Raw genomic sequence first — 19,203 nt, 5'->3', positions numbered from 1 at the left:
GCGCGGCAGGCGGGCGCCAACGCCCTCGCCGAGGATCGGTCGCGCCGTCACGCCGCGATCGCCTGCGGCAGGATCGGCGAATCGGCGTCGAAGCGCTTGCCCGCGCGCAGGCAGAAGGCCGGCTGGAGCAGCCGCTGGGCGATGACTTGCGTGTCCTCGTTGTCGCGCAGGAGAAAGCGGCCGCGATGGTCGTGGAGCACCGACACGTCGGCGGTGAATCCCGGTGTCAGCGCGCCGATCCGATCGGACAGCCCCAGCATCTCGGCCGGGTGCGAGGTCACCATCGGTACGACCTGCTCCAGGGAGAGGCCGAGCGCCATCATCGAGCTCATCGCCTGGGTCAGGCTGAAGCGTGCCTGTCCGAGGAAGGGGTGGTTCTCGTCGTCGTGGTGCTCATCCGGGGTGCCGGCGGGCTTCGGCACCTCGGTGTTGTAGCCGTGCATGTCGGCGCCGAGGGTGTAGGGCATCACGCCCGCCGGCAGGGAGGCGCGGGCGACCCGGTAGGAGAAGTGGCTGCCGTGGCCGACATCGACCCGCAAGCCCGCATCCATCGCCGCGCGGATGATCGGGTGGACGACGCCGTCCTCGTTGATGAAGCCGCCCGGATGCCGGGTGAAGGGGTGGGCGAGAAAGTCGCCGGGGCGCAGAAGCGGGATCACCCGCTCCATGATGGTGTTGGCGTCCTCGCCGTTGGCACCGCTCTCGGGCAGGCCCCAGAGCTGACCGAAATGCACGTAGAGCGGCAGGTCGGAGCGGCGGCTGATCTCGGCGGCCATCTCCATGACCTTGATGCCCCAGCGGGCGAACCCCCCGATCTCGGCATGGCCCTTGATGCCGCGCACGAGGTCGCGGTTCTCGGTGGCCGACTTGACCGTCGCCTCGATGTCGACGCCGTCGGGGCTGTAGAGGTTCGGGTAGAAATGCCCTTCGAGGCCGCCCACTAGGTAGGCGGAGAGGAAGGCGTAGATCCGCGTCTCGGCCTTCTCCGCGACGAAGTGGCGGAAGCCCGGCAGTGTCATGCAGGACGGGCCGCCCTGGTCGATCACCGTGGTCACGCCGGAGCGCACGCCGACCATGTCGGGCGGCAAGCCGAAGCGGCCGGTGACATACTGGTAGACGTGGCCGTGGGTGTCGATCATCCCCGGCAGCACCAGCTTGCCGGATACGTCGACCACCTCTGTCGCCGCCGACGGGACGACGGACTCGGCGACCGCCGCGATGCGCCCGTCGCGGATCGCCACGTCGCGGATGCCGTCGATGCCGGAGGTCGGGCAGATCACGCGTCCGCCGCGCAGGAGCAGATCAAAACGGGGATCGTCCATAGCACTGCCTCATCATCGGAGCGCCCGTCGCGTGGACGCTCTGGTGCATCAAAAAGCGAAGTATGCTTCGTAGTTGCCGGTATGCAGTCTGCGTGCCAGACTGGTTCGAAGGGTGAATTGCGATGGACGAGAGGATCGCCGACGACATGGCCGCCGACTGCGAGGAGACGGAGACCAACGCTGGCGCCGCCCGCACCTGGCCGCTGGCTGAGCGCCCCGGTTTCCTCGCGCGGCGCCTTCACCAGATCCACGTGAGCCTGTTTTCCGAGCGCTGCGCCTCGTTTCGGATCACGCCGCTTCAATACAGCCTGCTGTCGTTGCTGCGGGACCTCGACGAGGCCGACCAGACGACGCTGGCCAACGCGGTCGCGCTCGACCGGACGACCACAACCGGGGCGTTGAAGCGGCTCGCGACCCGAGGTTTGGTTAGCCGATCGACCTCCCTGGCGGATCGTCGGGCGCAGATCTGTCGCATCACCGCGGAGGGTAGGGCGCTCCACGCTGCTATGGAGCATGCCGCTCACGAGGCCCATGACCTAACGATTTCAGCTCTCGGCGCACAGGATCAGGAAGTTCTCGTCGGGCTCATGAGGCGCGTCGTGGCGGGCCACGACCATCGCCGGGGCCACCTCGATCTCGGGTAGTCTACGCCGCCCACATCGTGAGCAGCTTACGACTGTTTCGTGACCTGTTCTTGGATTTTTGACCTCGACCGCCCCGCACCGACGCGGCCGCCGGAGGCGAACGCCCCCCGTCGATCCATCGCGGGCCCGTCAGAGGTCCAGAGTCACGCCGACCCGGGCGCGCGAGATGCAACATTCCCCCTTGAAAGCGAGCGCCTCCCCGGTCGTGAAGACCGCTGGCCCGCCCCATACGGTAGCTTCACTTCGTATGTGGGGACTGGAGATACGCTGGGCGAGGCAGCATGCGTGGGGGCCGAGCTACAGGTCGCTGGTGGCCGGCGAGGCCGTTTCTTGGCAGAACCCTACCGGCGAGGAGTGCCAAGTTTCAAACACTTAGCCTGTGGCTGATCGGCGCCGAACGGTCGTTGTGCCCACCCGGGTGGTGCACCTGGGTTCAGTCGTCGGGTGGGGGAACGAAAGACCGTCACTGCAGTGTGAATTGTCGCTGTGGCGTCCCGACCGGTGAGGTTCGGGGCCGGTTCCACTCGCGCGCGGGCCGGCCCCGAAGGAGTATTATGGCTTGTGTCACGCCGCTCGGTTGGGGGGTGCCACTGTATGCTTACGGCTTCGGCCCGGCTGCGTCGTTCGTGCCGGGGCGTGGGTGGCGATGTGAACGAACGTGTCAGGTTCGGGAGGCGGGGCGGTCGCCTCCGCGCTGGCGGCAGGAGTGGACGCCGCTGCTAGGTCGAGTTCGCCGTCGACGAGCCACCAGTCGGTGTAGCGGCAGTGCAGGGCACGAGCGTGGTTCGGGAGGCCGGCGGTCGCTATGGCCGCGAACGCATGCTCTAGGGCCAGTGGGACGAATGGGATTGGGCCGGCCTGCGGGTCCGTGAGCTGGCGCGTGTACGTTGTCGCCGCCGCGTGCGCGAGTTGGTTGTGCGTCGGGGCGATGAGAACCAGCGTCGCCTTGTCCGCGAGACCGGCCGTGAGCATGGCGCTCGCGAGGCAGTGCTGGCGGTAAAGCTGCTGGCAGCCGGGGCCGGTCAGGGTCGGGTCGTCCGGGTCCACGAACAGGCCGGGGGTGGCGCGGGCGATCTCCGCGTGTCGCGGGTGAGGCGGCGGCGCGGGCTCGTTGCCTGCCTCACTGTATTTCATCTCGATGCAGAGAAGGACCCGTGCGCCGGTCGCATCCCGGCCGCGTAGGACGACATCGTAGGCGGTACGATCGGCGGTGAAGCGTGGGTCGCCGCGGCCAGGGCTATGCTCGAACAGGATGTCGGTGACGTGGGTCATGGTCCCTGGCAGCAGCTCGTTGACGAAGCGCGTCGCCAGCGTCGGATTGCTGGTGAGGAGGCCGAACAGATTGAAGGCCAGCGGCTGCGAGGACAGCAGGTTGGTCTTCAGCCGGTCGACGCCGTAGGCCGCGCCAGGCTCGCGGTAGGCCAGCGCGCGGGCGACCACCGGGACGATGTCCGGATGAAGGAAGTTGGCGCCGAGCGTACCGGCCGCGGTCGATACGCGCGAGCCGAGGCGGCGGGGGCGGTGCGGTTCGCGGCGGTCGACGTGGGTGCCGATCGCCAGGCCACGGTCCTCGCGCCAGAGCGCCTGCAGGAAGCGGGCGGCAGCCTTGAAGCGGTGGTCGGCGGGGACGAAGACGCGGTGTCGGCGGCGGGCAGCCTCGGGAATGAGGGGTACGCAGTCGATTGGGCCGAGGCCACTTGGGTCGAGGAGCGCGCAGGCGGCGGCCGCGAGAAAAGTGGGGTCGTCGGCGGAGGCGGGCGGCAGGGGGGCGGTGATGTCCATCGGAGCGGTCCTGGGTCACGGCCGCGGGGGTGCGGCTGAACCAGGGTTCCCGGAAGGGACAGCGGGATGAACGACAGAGGAGGACGGTGCGGCGTGGCCTCCTGCCGGGCGGCCGGTGCGCACCGATGTGGCCGGGCTGGTGCTTAGGCGCAGTCGCTGGTCGAGGTGCCGGTCCGCCAGGGGGTGGTCGCAGCCGCCGTTGTCCACGTCGGTGGAGGTATGGTGGGATGCCGGCGGGCGTCGGCGTAGGGGTGGTAGGGCAGGTGGGGCACCACCGCCACCACTCGGCCGGGTGCACCTCGTCCCTGGTCTGGCTGATGTTTTCGCGAAGATAGCGGGTCCGACAGCTGGAGCGCACTCACTACCGTGCGTCAAAGAGCCGTTGCGCTTCCGAGATGCGCCAGAAGCAGAATTTGAGTGCTTGACGGGAGGCGGACAAAAAAAGCGCGTAAGCGCGGGTTTTCGCAGCGTGTAATGCGGTTTCATCGCACCGCCAGTTACGAAGCGCCATGCGTCAGGTGCGGTTCCCGCGATCGGAGACGCACTCGTGCGTCAAAGATGGCCATAAATCGTGAGGCCTCCACGAGCCTGCCCTTCATGAAGATCAAGCTCGCTGACGGCACGCGTGGAATCAAGTCTTCGCGGTCGGACCTTCCGGAGCGAGTTCGGGCAGCGTAGCCAGGACTTCAGCTACGAGTGACTTCGCCGGCGCAATCACGAACTCACCGCTACCGGACCAGCCTCGTTCCTCGACCCTCCTGAGCACGGCCTGCTCTACCATGTGGGCCGCGGACCCTGCTGCTACGGGAACGGACCAGTACCTGCGCCACCGGAGGTCAAGCACAACGGGGAGGCCGGCGTTGAGCTCGCCTAGGCGCCGATCAACGTCGTTCGAGAACCCCACTTTGAGGATGTCGTGCCCGTCGGCCACAGAGCTTCCTTCAGGAAGCCACCGTCGGCTGCCCTGCAGGATCATGACGTAGATCTCCGTCTTTCCGTCCGCGCGGAGCACGTCGAACGAGCCGAAGCTCGGGACCGGGCCTCGACTAGGCGCGCTCTTGTCCATCTCGTCGATCGATCCCTCGACCCCGCGTCGGACACGCTGAACCTCGGCCGCCAGCGCCCCTGGATCGTTCGCGAGCAGATCCCAGACCTCCGCGTTCAGCCGGTTGCCGTGACCCAGGCCTGCCCTGCCGCTCCGCTGGAAGGCGGGGTCATGCTGTGCAAGGTTGCGCAGCTTCATGGCGATGCCGACCGGGTTGCGGAAGTTCTCCGGTCGGGGCGCTCTCGTGGCGCGGGCGAGGTCGCGCAGCGTAGCGGAGAGTGCCGCGACCTCGGGGTGGCGCGCCTCGGCCGACGGGTGGTGGAGGTAGAGGTCCAGCAGCAGGATGGTCTCGTCGCGCGACCAGTCGAGATTTCGGCCGCGCGACCTCATGATGGACACGTCAGCCTTCGGCCACGATCGCCGCGACCACGCTCTCGATAAAGGCCTCGCTGGCGAACGGGGCCTGCGCGTAGACAAGCGAGCTCTCGCCCTCCAGTCGGGCGAGCATGTGTCCGCGGCCAAGCAGGCGCTCGGCGCCCCTCTCGCCCAGCGCGATCTCCGACGTGCCCTCGGAGTCCACGCGGAGGATCAGCCTGTTCCCCAGCTGGGAGCGTAGCTGGACGGGCACGACGTTCGCGTCGGGCCTCTGCGCCGCGAATATGAGGTAGATGCCTGCAGCCCTCGCCTTGACGCCGAGCCGGCCTACGGTCGAGGTCACCGCCGCTTTGTACTCCTCGGTGAGCATCCACTCGGCGAACTCGTCGTGGATCACCCAGTAGGCGGGAAGCTTCTCCGCCGGGGAAGCCGCCTTCGCGTTGTAGGCCGCTAAGTTCGCGACGCGGGCGGCTTTGAAGAGGCGGTAGCGCCGGTCCATCTCCTCGACCAGCTCCTCGAGTTTCTCCACCGCTGCGGACTGCTCATCGATGATGCCCCCGTCCAGATGCGGCAGGTTGTCGAACGCGAAGTAGTCGACGCCCTGCTTCGGGTCGATCAGCACGATGCGCGCCTGCGCCGGGGTATTGGTGACCGCCAGACCAAGGATAATGGACTGGACGAGCACCGACTTGCCGGATCCGGTGCTGCCCGCGACCAGCGTGTGCGGCGCGTGGAGCCGGCCGGGCGAGAAGACGAGCAACTCGTTGTCCCCTTCGCGTACTCCGACGACGAGGTCCTGGTTGCCGTGGTCGGAGGCGGATGGACGCCAGCGGTCCCAAAGGGACTCGATCGAGACGACGTGCCGGCGGGGCCTCGCGACGTAGATGGCGACGGCGCCCGCCTCGGGCCGGACCGAAATGATGCTTAGCCCGTGCGTGGTGAGAAGCTCCGAGCGCTTCTTTAGGACCTGCTCGACCGTCAGGTTGGAGCTGCCGGCGAAGCGCAGGATCGCCGCGTTGGGGGTCAGCGTCTGGTCAAGTGGCTTCGCCCGGAAGCCGAGCTCCTGGAGGGCGCTCCGCGTGGCCACTGCGACGGTGCCCAGCCACGCGGCGTCGTCCTCCTCTCCTGCCGGCGCGGCTGCGATGAGCCGCTCGATGGTGCCGGCGACGCCTTTCTGCGGTCGCTCGACGGCTGCCGGCTCGTCGGGTGCGGCCCCGTGGGCGGTCTGCCCGGTTAGCGGCTGCCTCATCCCCGCGCCGCCGACCGGCTCCCCTGCATCGGTCTCGGCTTCGCCCGTGGTGCCCGCGTCGTACGCCGCCCCGGAGTTATGTACGGTCCCTCTGAAGACGGCTACGGCATCATGGTCGGCGACGCCCGGGCGCGCACCCTCAAGGTAGGCCAAGAGGATGTCGCGCAGCTCATGCCGGCCGTAGATGTTCTGAGTGCAGCCGGTCGCGTTCGGGATGTCCGCATGGTGGGAGACGCTCGTCTCGGTGGGCGTCGGCACGAACACGTGGCTGAAGCCTTCGATCTCGATGTTGCATTCGCCTTCGCGGACGGCCCTGCGCCACTCGCCGAGCGGGACATGGCTGCTCGCGGGCACCTGGATCCCGTCGAGCATGAGGTCGCCGAGCCGCGACAGCCAGGACTCCCGGTCTAGGCGGTGCTCACCCTCTAGGGCGTCTCGGATCCTGTGCACGGTGTCGCGCAGCTGCTTCTCGGACTCCCGCCGCTTCGTCGAGAGGGAGCCTGCGTCTACGTACTTCGCCTCGGTCACCACGATCTGCAGGCGCATCCTACCGGAGACGTCGGTTGACGGCGCGAGCGCAACGATGTCAGCCTGGGTCTCCTCTCGCGCGCCTAGCCACGCCGCGTAGTCGTCCAGGAAGTACCAACCCACCAGTTGGTCCCGACCGAGCCAGTGGTGGGTAAGGTATCGGCTGAGGACGACGCCGATCAGCTCGCTCGCCGACTCACCGCGCTTGGCAGCGCGCAGGACGATGTCTCCTGATACGTCGTTGGCGTCAGCGATCAGCTTGTCCGCGAGCCGTTCGAGGGCGGCCCGCTCTAGGTCGAGGTGGAGCAGCTCGAGCCGCCGGACGATCATCGAACGCAGTAGGCTGAGCGGCGCCCGGGACGAGATGATCGTGTTCCTTCCCTGCGCGGCCGCCTGCTTGTAGCGGATGACGCGCACCGCCTGGTTCTGGAGCTGACGGCGGTCAAGGAGCTCGTCGTGGTTAACCACCCATACGCCCAGGTCGTGCGTCTCGTCGAAGATGCGCGCGGTGCGCTCGTCGCGGAAGTCCAGCTGACGCACTGGAAGCGGGCGGTTCCCACCCAGGCCGGGGACTTCGTGCCGGACGAAGGAGGATAGCGCGGAGATGTATGCCCAGCCCTCCGTGGTCTGCACCGGGCAGCAAAGGTAGGCCGTCGACTTGAGGTCGTCGGCGGCGGCGGGCCGACGCCTGGACCATCGCGCCGGCAGGAGCGTCTCCAGCGTGGCCGGCGTGGCGTCGACCGAATACCATTCCAGCGAGGCGTGCCGGGAGATGACATCCTGGCTGAAGACGACGTCGTAGGGGCGTCCGTCGCGCGGGTCGGGCGGGGGAGCCTGGTCCGCGATCACGCTGATCCGTAGGCGGGCCATGAAGTCCTGGGTCGCCTCCGAGGAGGAGTAGGCGTCCGGGGTGTCGTCGTCCGCGGCGAGGATCGCGCGGTAGGTGTCGCGCAGTCTGCCCGGGTCGGTGTGGCGGAGCATAACTTGGCATCGCAGGTCGTTGGTCTCGTCCTGCATGTTGCCGAGGCCCGCGACCACCTGGTGCGGGAGCCGGGTGGACTCGCAATTGTACAGCACCACCGACATGTTGGAGCGCTCGTGGGGATTGAGCGCGAGGTATCGCTCGACCAGTCCGAGCAGGCACTCCCCTCCGGACTGGGCGTCGTCGCCGGCGTCGGCGGGTCCATCGGGCGCGAGTACAGGCCGCTCATGCAGCGTGTAGTCTCCCCGCTGGCCGACTAGCGACAGCAGCTCAGGCTTGCGCGAGTTCCACGTGAGCGTGACCTCGGGGTAGAAGGGGTGCTCGAGGTCGGTGGCCAGGTCCTTGAAGAACAGCTTTGTGTCGCCGGCGAGGCCCTCAGCCCCATCCAGAACCATGTTTACGACCTCCGCGACGAGGTGCGCCTTGCGCCACATCGCGGCGAGGCGGAGGGGGTGCCACGGCGCGATGATCGCCGCCGGCGAGCCATCGTCGACCGTCGCCTGTCCGAGTTCCAGGATCGGCCGGAGGAGGAGTTCGCGGTTGCGGTCCCCGGTCGCGAGCCTGACGATCTCGTCGAGGAGGTCCGCGTACGCCTTCGCCTGCTCCCGCGCGGCGGGCGCACCTACACCTCCCGCTCGGAAGCCGCCGATCGCGAGGGCGTAGGCCTGCTGGAACCTCGAGAAGGCGCGCAAGAGCGCGTCGGCGGCTGCCCCGTCGATGAGAGCGTCCCGCCGCGTCGCGGTTAGGTTCGCGGGCCAGAGCACCCCGATGTCCCTCTCGCGCCGGTATGTTGGTAGCAGCGAGCCACGGTCGCGGTCGTATGTCGGCACGAGTGATCGGACGTTGTCGAGGTCGATGGCCCCCGCGCGCCGTCCTGCGAACGCTGCCTCCCGCGCCGCTCTGCCGAGCAAAAGCGGGTGCGCCTCCAAGCGCTCCCAGTCGTCGACGAGCTGCGAGGCGATGTTGTCGGGTTGGTAGCGCCAGATCAGCTGTGCGGAGACGACGCTCGAATCCCCGGTTGCGCTCAGCGTCTCCAGTTCTATCTGAAACTTCAGCTGCAGGGCGGGCTTAGCGATGGATCGGTTCGACGCGGCCTTGTCCTTTGTCCGCCGCCACTCGGCCACTACCTCCGCGAAGTTCGGCAGGGACCCGAGCTCCCACTTCACCCGTGGACCGAACAGCGCTGGCAGCCCGGCGTAGCGGAGCGCGAAGTAGAGGCCCGCGTCGGTGTTGATGCCCTTCAGGTCGCGCTTGGTGGCCTGGTCGCAGCGCACCCGGAGCGTGCGGCTCGACCCCAGGGAGGCCCTGACGAGCAGCGTCTCCATGGTTGCCGCCAGGCCGGCCAGGAAGTCATCGGTTTCGCGGGGTCGCCCAAAGATGAACTTGTCCCAGGCGGACTTGAGCTTGCGGTCGGCCCGCATCTCGTCCCGGTGGTCCTCGTGGAAGGCCAGGTCCTGCTCGCGCGGCTCGACCGGCATCCTCGCCTTGAGCCCCCTGAGGTATTCCGCGTCCTCGGCTGACAGGCGGCCCGACTCACCCTCCTCGTAGAAGCGGATGGTCTCTCCACCTAGATTCAGCTTCTCGCGGGCCAGCCCTTCGAAGAGCGTGCGGACGTGGTCCCATTCGCACTCCGCGAGTTCCTTGGCCCGGGCGTTCCATCCAGGTGGCGCCGCGATGAAGCGGGCGATGGTACCATGGATCACCTCGGGGATGGCGTCCCGCACCTTCGCGAACGCCGCCGCGAGGTCGTCCTCGTTCAGCATGATCTGGTTTTGGGTCTCCTTGAGTAGGAAGGGACGCCGTCGCCTTCGGAGAGCCGCGTACTCGCGTCGCCAGGTGGAGGGGAAGTTGCGCGATCTCTCCTTCACGTTGAGGAAGGCGGTCCGGTCGCGGGGCATCTGGAGTTGCGGCAGTGCGTAGCCCAACGCGTCGATGATGGGATTGCCTTCCAACTCGACGGCCTGCCGGACCGCCAGGACGTATCCGGCGAACCTGTCGAGTGAGGTGATCGAGAGGTGCACCAGCCCCACCAGCGCCCGCTCCCACCATGTGGCGGCCTCGTCGGTGAGGGCCAGGCCGCGTCCGGCCTCCCGCACCCAGACTGGCATGCGCTCAAGGAGCTGCGCCACACCGAGCGGGGTGAGCTCGTGCAGCGACATGTCCTCCGTCTCCTCGCCGGGAGGAGTGGCGTTGGTGATGAGGTATGCGCTCCGGTCGCAGCGGGCGCTTCGGTAATAGGTGGCATTGCGGGACGTCAGCACGTCTGCAGGCAGGCCAATGTCCGCGAAGAGAGACTCGGGCAGGCGCACGTGGATGCGCTGGGCGAGATGCGGGTCGTCCAGCACCGCCCGCGTGATCGCGACGGTCTGCGGGACGCTCAGCCCGTCGAGCAGGATGCGCGCCGTCCCGCCTGACGCCTCGGCGTCGGCAAGGACCTCGTGGAGGAATACGGCCGCAACGCGGCCAAGGAGGCGGTCGCCGTTTAGCCGGGGATCCAGTTCGCTCATCTGACGGTCCCGCGCGCGAGGGGGTTCTCGACGTATGCGCAAGCGTCGGAGAGCCTCCGGAGCATACCAAGTGTCCGCAGCCTTCGCTGAAGTCGCGCCGAGTTGCTCTGGAAGGACTTCTTGTCGAAGTCCTCCGAACCCAGGACCCGCGCGGCCTCCCGCTCGCCGATCACCATGCCGTAACGCTCGAAGAGCAGCTCCAGGAACTCGGCGAAGTTCATCCTGACGGGCACGTTCGCCAGGATCAGTGTCTTCAGTAGCCCATCGGTTGGGGCATAGCGGAGCTGGGTGGTCCCCCTTCGCGAGACCAGGCCCGCGCCGGCGCCGTAGGAGCGATGCACGTTCGAGACGTGCTGGCGATGGCGCGCGACGGCGGCGCGCCGGAGCGACGCGAGGAGTTCGGCGGGTTCCTGCGGGCCGCTGTAATCGTCCCCGTCGGGCCAGCGCACCTTCTCGGCCATGACCGAGCGGCAGTCGTGGAAGGGGGAGTCCCCCTCGAGCGCTTCGGTCCATGCGGCACTGGAGCCGATGGCGGCGACGTAGGCCTCCACGGCGCGCTGCGGCAGCGCGTCGTTAGTTTGGAAGCTCGAGATGGAGAGTTCGCGCACCGGCGTCCGGCGCGAGGCGATGACCTCGCAGATGAAGGCCGGCTTCGCCATTCCCGCCGTCTCGGCGGCGACGTCGAGCTGATACTTCATTAAGTGCAGGGCGCCCAGGCGGGCGAGGTGGGGATAGGCGTCGAAGCGCGGCAGACGCTGCACGAAGATTGCCAGCCAGTCGCGCGCCACGTCGTCAAAGGATTGGTGGAAAGTGTAGGGAAGGTAGCTGTTGCCGCGGGTCTGGCGGTCCTCGGAGTATGGCGGCTCCAGCAGGGCCATTAGCTTGTCGCACGGGTCGCCATCGAAGGTAGCGGCGAGGTGGGGCCTTAGCTGGTCCGCCAGGCCGGAGCGCGCGATCATCTGGTAGAGTAGCTCGCCCGGAAGCCCAAAGTTGATGTATTCCCGCGAGCCCTTCGGGTTGAGGTCCTCGTAGAGAGCGTGCCGCCCAAACGGGAACACGAAGCGCGAGCTCCACCGCTTGTTCGATCCGTTCTCGATCGTCGAGCTGCGCAGCATCCCCACGAGCGCTGCGAAGTCGCGGAACGAGGCGAACCTGCTCCGGAGGTAGTCGAAGTCGCCCTTGGCTATCCCCTGCGCTGCCCGCGCCATGAGCGGCAGCCACTTGTCCCAGGCCGCCGTGTCCGACAGCCCCTCCGCCGCGATCCGGACGAGTGCCTCGTTGTTGTAGAGGATGTTGCGGGCGAACATCCGCTGGGCGGGCTTGAAGACCAGCGGGTAGGGGCTGCCCTCGGATCCGAAGAGGTCGCCTTCTCGTTCCCGGGCCTCGGCCACGCCGAGGAACTCCAGGAATATCAGCCAAGGGGTCGTGGAGTCCCACAGCCGGTGGCCCCAGATCTGCTCGTCCACCCACATCGCGTTGCTGGGGTGATGTCCGACCGGGGGCGGGGGTAGCGTCTCAAGCATACGCGACCTCGATCACCTCGTCCGCCGGCTCGCCGGCGGCGTTGAGCGTGAGGAGCCGGAAGCTTAGATCGTCCGCAGGGAATGGTTCGCGCAGCTGGTTCAGCGCGGCTAGGATCTTGCTCTTGAAGGCCAGGATGTCCTCGTGACACTCGCGGGAGAAGCTGCTCGGAAGCGCCCCTTCCGCGACGCGCATCAGGAACTCGAACCTGACCAAGTTGAGCGAGAGGCTGCCCTCGACGCCAGCGTCGAGTTGGACGGTGAGGGCAGGTAGCCGGCCGCCGGCAACGACGTCGACGCGCTCGCCGCGACGTGGCGCGACCGAGACGCGGTCCTCGAGGAGCTGGCTGGTGCCGGCGCCGGAATTCGAGAGGCTGGTCGCGAGGAGGAGCTCGCGGTCTGTGGAGACGAGCATCCCGGTGAACACTCGGTTCAGCCCGTTTACGAGCCGCGCGAGGATGTGGCGCGGAACGCGCTCGCCCCTCCGCAGCGGCGTCGCCACCTGGTCGAGGAACTGGCCTGCGTGGCTAAACACCGTCAGGCTCCACAGGCGGAGCTCCTCGACCTGATCGAGAGGTATGGCGAAGAACATCGCGCGTCTTTGGCCTGCCATGAGGTTGAGGAAAGGATGCTCGCCGTCGGCGTCCACCTCGGGCCGTTCGAGGTAAGAGTTGCGGAGGGCGCGCAGGTGCTCGAGCCGCGACGCCGGCATGCGGTCCACCAGCAATGCGTCGTAGTAGGGCCTGAGCGCGTCGTCCTCCGCGCCGAAGAGCAGAATGTTGTCGACCCTGTTGGTCGTCTCCTCGCCGATGCCGAAGCGGTTGAGGAACTCCATGATCTCCAGGCTCTCGCGGCGCGACTGCGTCAGGTTGGCTCCGAAGAGGTTCTGGTGGATGTCGCCCAAGTGGGCGTCGCCCTGCTTGAGGCGCGGCCGGATGTCGGACGGCGAGAGCAGGCGATCCTTCGCGCGCGGATGCCCCAGAATCGCGTTGGCGAGCAGCAGCAGCACGCGCCTGATCGGCACGTGCAGCTCGCTCAGGTCGAGAAGCTCGAAGAGCTGCCTGAGCCGCGTCCGGAACGACGGGTGCGAGATCAGCTCGAAGTTCTGCCGGATGGGGCAGTCGGGGCCGAAGAAGCCGTCCGCCTCCCCTTCCGCGTATGCGGCGGCCCACCCCTCGTGGAAGAGAATCGCGTCCAGGGCGAGGTCGAGAAGCTCGGCGCAGGGCACGTAGCTGAGATGGAAGAACGCCACCCGGCCCGGCACTGTGGCGTCCCCGACGAGGCGTGCCTCCAGGATGCGCTGCGCTGCCACCGACGCGTCGTCCTCCAGGCGCCTCCAGGCCTCCATGAGCTGCCCGTCGTTCGCCGCCACGATGAAGATGTGGTCTGGATCCTCCTCGAGGAAGGACCGGCTTATTGCTGCCAGCAGCGTCCCCTTGTCCGGATACGCGCCGTGCGGTCCATCTGGCGGAAGGCCGGTCAGGTCACGAACAACGCCGACCGTCCGGGAGCGGCCAGCGATCTTCGCGAGGACTTCGTGGTAGATCTCATCCGAGGCCCAGGACGCCTCGTCGCCGTTCAGCGCCTGCCAGGCCTTGCCGCAGAGCCGGCTCTTACCATCCCCCGCAGTCCCGGTGAGCACAATGCTGGTCGCCGTTGGGGTTTCGGGTGTGAGCAGGCCGAGCAGTTCCGTCTCGATCGGATGCGGGAAGTCGATGGGCCGGACGCCGAGCCGGCGGGCGGCCCGCTGGATGTGCTCATCGTACATGTTCTCGTTCTGCGAGATGGGCCCGTACTGGCGCAGGAACCGCACCCACCGTTCGCCCAATCCCGACACGTCGTTCCCCTCGTAGCCTGGGCCGATCTCAGCACATCGCACGCGGGTAAGTCACTCGCCAACTTGCGTTTAGATGGGGTTCACGCGTTGCGGCTGGATTCGGCGGGCTGCAATCGGCCGAGGCGCCTCGTCGGCGACCCTGCCAGGTTCGCATGTGCGACGTCGGCCTTGCTCCTTACACTTGATGGGGTTTCGCATGAGGCGGATCTCGGCAGGAACGGCCGTTCATCACGCGGATGCGGTCGCTCAAGATTGTGCCCGCGTCTGCTTTCGCTAAACCCGGTGTAGTCCGGCCATGTCACCTCACGAAGACATCCTCCCGGGCGTGCACCTTGCCGAACCAGCCTAGCATGCGCCCGGCGGCCACATGGTGCGATGCGTCCGCGCTGCGGCCGGTGATCTCGACTTTGACGACCCTTCTGCACTGGCGCCGCCCAGGCCGCGTTGAAGCGCTGCGTTCTCCGGGCCTGGGCGACGCAGGACCTGCGGAGCGGCACCTTAAAGACGCGCTGGCGGCGATCTGTGACGAGGTCCTGTCCGCCCGCGTCGCGCGTCACGGTGACCTCGACCGTCTGTTCGACGTCGTCCAACGTTTTCTTCTTGCATGGCCTGAATGCCAATCCCGCACTCTCTGCATCTGAACGGGCCGATCGCCTTTGGTAGGAGGCCGACACCCCACGGCGTCGCAACCCGACGCATCGCCTTCACCGCTCCGCCGGCGGCGTGGTCGCTCAAGCTTGGTCCAACCTCCCCTTCCCTTCGACCGCCGACCATGCCAGCTAAGTGCTTGGGAGACGTTCTAGATGCTTATTGACCTCCGCCGCTTCCGTGGGACGGACTGGATGGCGCATCCGCGACTGCGCATGGGCGACAGTGATGGGCCTCGCCGGCCCGGACGCGGGTCCGCGATATCGATCCCTGGGCGCCGCAGGTGAGTGGATTCAAGGTCTCCGCGCGGACGCTGTTCCACCTGGGCGCGGACTTGATCAGCTCCGACGCAATGGCGCTCTACGAACTCGTGAAGAACGCTTTCGACGCCGGCTCCGAACGCGTGGCGATCTCCATCCGGCAGCGCTGCCCGGTGGGGCTGTCGAACCCGGTGATCGAGCGGATCGCCGTAGCGCTGGAGGAGGCCGAGAGGCCTCCCGCGCCGGAGGACGACGGGGCCGATCAGGACTCCGAGACCGCCGGGGAAGGCGAGAGCAAGGTACAGGACTCGGTCGTCATCGACGAGCCGCTCGTCGAGCAGCTGCGCGAGGAGGCGCTCGCGACGCTTCTCGACGGCGCCGAGATCGAGTTCGTGAAGGCGGTACGGACCGCCGAGGGCCTACGGGGGCTCTTCGAGGCGTATGCACCGGTGAACGAGATCGTGGTTGGCGACACGGGCCACGGCATGTCGCTGAACGATCTTGAGACTATCTTCTTGACTGTCGGCACGACGTTTCGGACGGAGAAGGTGAACGAGCGCCGACGTGACGGCGTGGATCCGGGCGAACGGCCGATCCTGGGCGAGAAAGGCGTCGGTCGCCTAAGTGCGATGCGCCTAGGCTCGCTTCTCCGGGTCGAGACCGCGCGCCTTGCCGACGCGAACAGCTCGCTGCTCGACATCGACTGGTCCCTATTCTCGAGGCATCCCGATCGGCGCCTGGAGGAGATAGACATCGTCCCCCGAGCGGGGCCTCCCAAGTCACGCCCGAAGGGCACCTTGCTATCGATCCGTCAGCTCTCCACCAACTGGTCGGTCACCAAGTTGGAGGACATCGCCAAGGCGCAGTTCAGCAGGCTGAACGATCCATTCGAGGCTGCCTCGCGGTTCCCCATCGACCTGACGTTCAACCAGTCTAAGGTCGCGATCCCGGCGTTCCGCCGTCTCCTGCTCGAGCATGCCCACGCCGTGGTGACCGCGTCGTTCGGTCCGGACGATCCCGCAGAACTGCTCCCAAACGGCCGGATTTCCAGAGGAGCTAAGCTGAGGCTGCGGGGAAGCGTCGACTACGTCTTAAGAAGCCGCTCGCTGCCGATCGATCTCTCCGGCGTGCATCTCCGGACGGCTGCGGGCGTGGCCGACGACGCGACGCTAAGGGAGCTCGGCCCGTTCGAGTTGAAGATCTACTGGTTCAACCGGCCGCTGCTCGAGGAAGTCGACACGATCGGCACCAAGACGCAGGTGCGCGAGTTGGTCAACGAGTGGAGTGGCGGGGTCGCGGTCTACCGCGACGGCTTCCGTGTTGGGAGCTATGGCAGCGGCGCCGACGACTGGCTGGGCCTGGACCGCAAGGCGCTGGCGTCCGGAGGTTACAAGGTCAACCGGGCGCAGCTCATCGGCGGGCTGGGAATCTCCTCGCTGGCAAACCCCGACCTGATGGACCAGACCAATCGCGAGGGCCTACGCGACTCTCCGGAGAAGGACGCGCTCGTCGCGCTCCTTAAGCATGTTATCGAGGGGGTCTTCCGACCTTTTCTAAATGCGGTCGACGAGGAGATCCGGGCCCGCGAGCCGGTCGACCTTAAGGGTGTGGCCGAGCGCGTGCTGAACCAGCGTCGCTCAATATCGGCGACGATCCGGCTTCTCTACCAGCGGTATCCGCAGGTGAAGGACGATCCCGACATCGGCGGCAAGATCGAGGAGGCGCTCGCGAGCATCGGCGAGATGATGCGCTCGCTCGAGGAGCTTGGCGCCTCCTATCAGAGGGGTCGGACCGAGCTCACGGTCCTCGCCGGCATCGGCCTTTCGGTTGCGGCGGTAGCGCACGAGCTGCGGCAGGTTACAGCTAACGCCATGGCGTCGGTTGACGCTTTGCGGCGACGGCGTTCCACGACGGACCTGCCGACTGCCTTGGCGCCCTTGGGCACCCAGCTGAAGACTCTGCTGACCAGATTGCGGGTGCTCGACCCGCTGGTGACTTCCGGGCGGCAGGTGAAGACTTCGACCGACCTTGTCGAGTGGACCGAAACGATCGTGGAGTCGGCGCGCCCGGCCTTCCAGAACGTCGGGATGGACATCGAGTTCGCCGTGAGGCGCTTAAACGACGCGGCGACCTTCGAGGCGCGGGTCGTCCAGGGCATGATCGTGCAGGTGGTGGGCAATCTGCTGGACAATGCCCGCTACTGGCTCGGGCGCTCTGTCCTGGAGAACCCCTCCTTTAAAGCCAAAGCCCTCGTCGAGGTCGATGTTGACCGGCGGGAGATCCGTGTCAGCGACAATGGCCCGGGTGTTCCGCCCACGATGCGAGATACGGTCTTCCAGGCCTTCGTCACGACCAAGCCGCCTGGTGCGGGCCTGGGCCTAGGCCTCTTCATCTCGCGTGAGATCGCCGCCTACAGCGACGCAACAATCTCTCTTCTGCCCGAGAGTCGCACCGTGGAGGGCTTCTCGACCACGTTCGCTCTCTCCTTCCGCAAGGCATAATGATGATCAGCGCATCTTCAGTGGCAGAGATCTTCAAGCAGAGCAGCATTGGTAAGGTCGCGATCATCGACGATGCGTTCGACGGGCCTGAGCAGTCGATGACCGCCGCCGCGACCGAGGCGCTCTTCGATGAGCTCTCGGGCGACCAGGACCTGCTCGCCGGCTTCGCCGCGGCCGATCACGATCTCCAGACGATCGACCACCTGACGCTGGAGGCGATCGTCGCGGTCAAGGCGAAGGCCAAGCAGCATCCTGCCGCCCTAGCAGCGTGGAACCACGTCAAGGCCTTCGCGGAGACGCGTCGGACGGCGCTGGACGGCTTCGCGGTCGAGCTATCGAAGGACCTCAAGGTTAAGGTCAAGAAGATCAGCGCCGCCTCGCTGCGGTCCGGCAGCGCCCGGTCTAGGCCGAAGGATGTGGTGGACGACGCCGTGGACGTCGTCTTCCTAGACTACGAGCTGAAGGAGGGTGAGGAGGAGGGAGCGCTCTCTTCAGAGATCGTTGATCGGATCTATCGACAGTTCGCCGGGAAGGAGAAGGCACCGCTCGTCATCCTGATGTCGTCCATTAAGCTCGACGAGAAAGCGCTCGCCGCCTTCCAGCGGCGCACCAAGGTGCTGAGCGGAATGTTCTACTTCGTCCCCAAGGAGGAGCTGTTCGACAAGGAGAAGCGCCACTACCGGCTGGCGGCGTTCGCCAAGTCGCTTGCCACCGGCCGCACCCTGCAGCGCTTCGTGACGGCGGTCGAGGCCGAGCTCAATACTATTCAGGCGAAGGTGTTCGCTGATGTCAGGTCGCTGAGCATAGGTGACTTTGCCTTTCTTCAGAAGCTCCGACTCCACGAGGACGGGCAGCCGCTGGGAGAATACCTGCTCTGGTTGATGAACGCGCACTTGGTGAAGGAGCTGCTCGGCTCTGACGGCGTCCGGGCGGTCGAGACGAAGGTGAACGCGCTGCCGTTCGACGATCTACCGCCGACCCAGTCGAAGCCCTCCATCAGCCTGGCGACGCTCTACTCCAGCGCCGTGCTGCGACCCATGGCAGCACTTCCGGAGCATGCGACGGACCAGGCGGAATACCTCCAGTTCGGCGATCTCTTCAGGAAAGGGAAGGGCAAGCAGGTCTGGATGTGTATCACCGCGCCGTGCGACCTTGCCTTCGGCCCGAAGCGGCCGATCCGCCGCGGCAGGAGCATCCTGTTCCTGCCGGGAACGCTCCAGCCGATCGACAAGGCGATGAAGCCGTTCGAGCAGCGCCAGCCCCGGACCGAGCTCGTCCGGATCGACGACAAGGCATTCCGCATCATCTGGGATCCCAAGGAGGTCGCCCGCGCGGACTGGTCCGCGATCCACACCTGGAAAACAGGCCTAAAGGTGGAGCGCATCGCCCGCCTGAACACGCCCTTCGCGCTGGAGATCCAGCGCAGCTTCGCCGCCGATCTCACCCGCATCGGCATGCCGACGCCGCCGCCCTTTTATAATCCGGCGCGGGTGCGTCTGGCGGTCCTGGACGCCCAGGAGCAGGAGGTCGAGCTGACCGCGGCCAGCCGGTGCGACGGGTATCTCAGCGGCGACGAGCGCGGAATGCGCCTGGTCATGGGCGAGTCGTTCATGGACGCCCTTCCCGAGATGCTGCGCAGGGCCGAACAGGTCCTGGAGGCACGGTTCACGGCGATAGAGGCCAAGCGCGCGGCGAACGAGGTCACCCCAGGCGCTGTCGCCAACGCGCAGGCGGCACGCGACAAAGTGGCGGCCGCCCGGAAGGACGCGGAGGTCCTAAGCGCGCTGAAGGGGCCGTTTGCTGTGCCGCTCGCCAACCAGGTCGACCTATTCCTAGACGAGCTCCTTGTGATCGCCGGCGAGGGCGACGCCGACTCCTCCGATCATGTCCCCCTTCGTCTGACGATCCTGCCTGTGGAGGACGCGGCGGAGGAGGCTCAGGCGGCCTGAGTCCAGCCGATCGCGGGTGCGCCGGCGGCTGAAAGGCACAGCTGGCTTCCCCCT

At 67.1% G+C, this 19,203-nt stretch carries 10 protein-coding genes; 4 read left to right on the top strand and 6 right to left on the bottom strand.

What is annotated here, in order from left to right; translation table 11 throughout:
• Positions 1-47 precede the first annotated feature (47 nt).
• Complete coding sequence (locus tag MKK70_RS22540) at positions 48-1,322, bottom strand: amidohydrolase/deacetylase family metallohydrolase (RefSeq protein WP_243950030.1); 1,275 nt, start codon at positions 1,320-1,322, stop codon at positions 48-50.
• A 122-nt stretch (positions 1,323-1,444) separates the two neighbouring features.
• On the opposite strand from MKK70_RS22540, the gene MKK70_RS22535 reads away from it, so the two are divergent.
• Positions 1,445-1,966: a MarR family winged helix-turn-helix transcriptional regulator gene (locus MKK70_RS22535; protein WP_243950028.1), complete on the top strand. Its 522-nt coding sequence runs from the start codon at positions 1,445-1,447 to the stop codon at positions 1,964-1,966.
• A gap of 564 nt (positions 1,967-2,530) precedes the next feature.
• Here MKK70_RS22535 and MKK70_RS22530 read toward each other — a convergent pair.
• The 5 genes from MKK70_RS22530 to MKK70_RS22510 all read right to left on the bottom strand — a co-directional run bounded on the left by MKK70_RS22530 (position 2,531) and on the right by MKK70_RS22510 (position 13,791).
• Positions 2,531-3,748: a PGN_0703 family putative restriction endonuclease gene (locus tag MKK70_RS22530; protein ID WP_243950026.1), complete on the bottom strand. Its 1,218-nt coding sequence runs from the start codon at positions 3,746-3,748 to the stop codon at positions 2,531-2,533.
• Positions 3,749-4,379: 631 nt separating this feature from the next.
• A complete protein-coding gene (locus tag MKK70_RS22525; RefSeq protein ID WP_243950025.1) occupies positions 4,380-5,192 on the bottom strand; it encodes a GIY-YIG nuclease family protein in 813 nt (270 codons plus the stop codon).
• 1 nt (position 5,193) lies between these two features.
• The gene (locus MKK70_RS22520) at positions 5,194-10,434 is read right to left on the bottom strand and encodes an FtsK/SpoIIIE domain-containing protein (RefSeq protein WP_243950022.1); all 5,241 of its coding nucleotides are present in this window, start codon (positions 10,432-10,434) and stop codon (positions 5,194-5,196) included.
• Positions 10,431-11,900, bottom strand: a complete 1,470-nt coding sequence (locus MKK70_RS22515) for a hypothetical protein (RefSeq protein ID WP_243950020.1) — start codon at positions 11,898-11,900, stop codon at positions 10,431-10,433. The genes MKK70_RS22520 and MKK70_RS22515 overlap by 4 nt, the downstream gene beginning before the upstream one ends.
• 49 nt (positions 11,901-11,949) lie before the next feature.
• Positions 11,950-13,791 carry a hypothetical protein gene (locus MKK70_RS22510; RefSeq protein ID WP_243950018.1) on the bottom strand — a complete coding sequence of 614 codons (1,842 nt, stop codon included), beginning with the start codon at positions 13,789-13,791 and terminating at the stop codon, positions 11,950-11,952.
• Positions 13,792-14,141: 350 nt separating this feature from the next.
• Between MKK70_RS22510 and MKK70_RS22505 the strand changes: the two genes are divergently transcribed.
• The 3 genes from MKK70_RS22505 (at position 14,142) to MKK70_RS22495 (ending at position 19,149) form a co-directional block, all read left to right on the top strand.
• Positions 14,142-14,432 (top strand): hypothetical protein, encoded by a 291-nt coding sequence (locus tag MKK70_RS22505; protein WP_243950016.1) that lies wholly within the window; start codon positions 14,142-14,144, stop codon positions 14,430-14,432.
• Positions 14,433-14,722: 290 nt separating this feature from the next.
• Positions 14,723-17,200, top strand: a complete 2,478-nt coding sequence (locus MKK70_RS22500) for a sensor histidine kinase (RefSeq protein ID WP_243950015.1) — start codon at positions 14,723-14,725, stop codon at positions 17,198-17,200.
• The gene (locus MKK70_RS22495) at positions 17,200-19,149 is read left to right on the top strand and encodes a hypothetical protein (protein ID WP_243950014.1); all 1,950 of its coding nucleotides are present in this window, start codon (positions 17,200-17,202) and stop codon (positions 19,147-19,149) included. Before MKK70_RS22500 ends, MKK70_RS22495 begins: the two co-directional genes overlap by 1 nt.
• The last annotated feature ends 54 nt before the right edge of the window (positions 19,150-19,203 follow it).

The organism is Methylobacterium sp. E-041 (genome assembly GCF_022829665.1).
Classification (GTDB): Bacteria; Pseudomonadota; Alphaproteobacteria; order Rhizobiales; family Beijerinckiaceae; genus Methylobacterium.
This window is presented reverse-complemented; position numbering and strand designations above follow the sequence as displayed.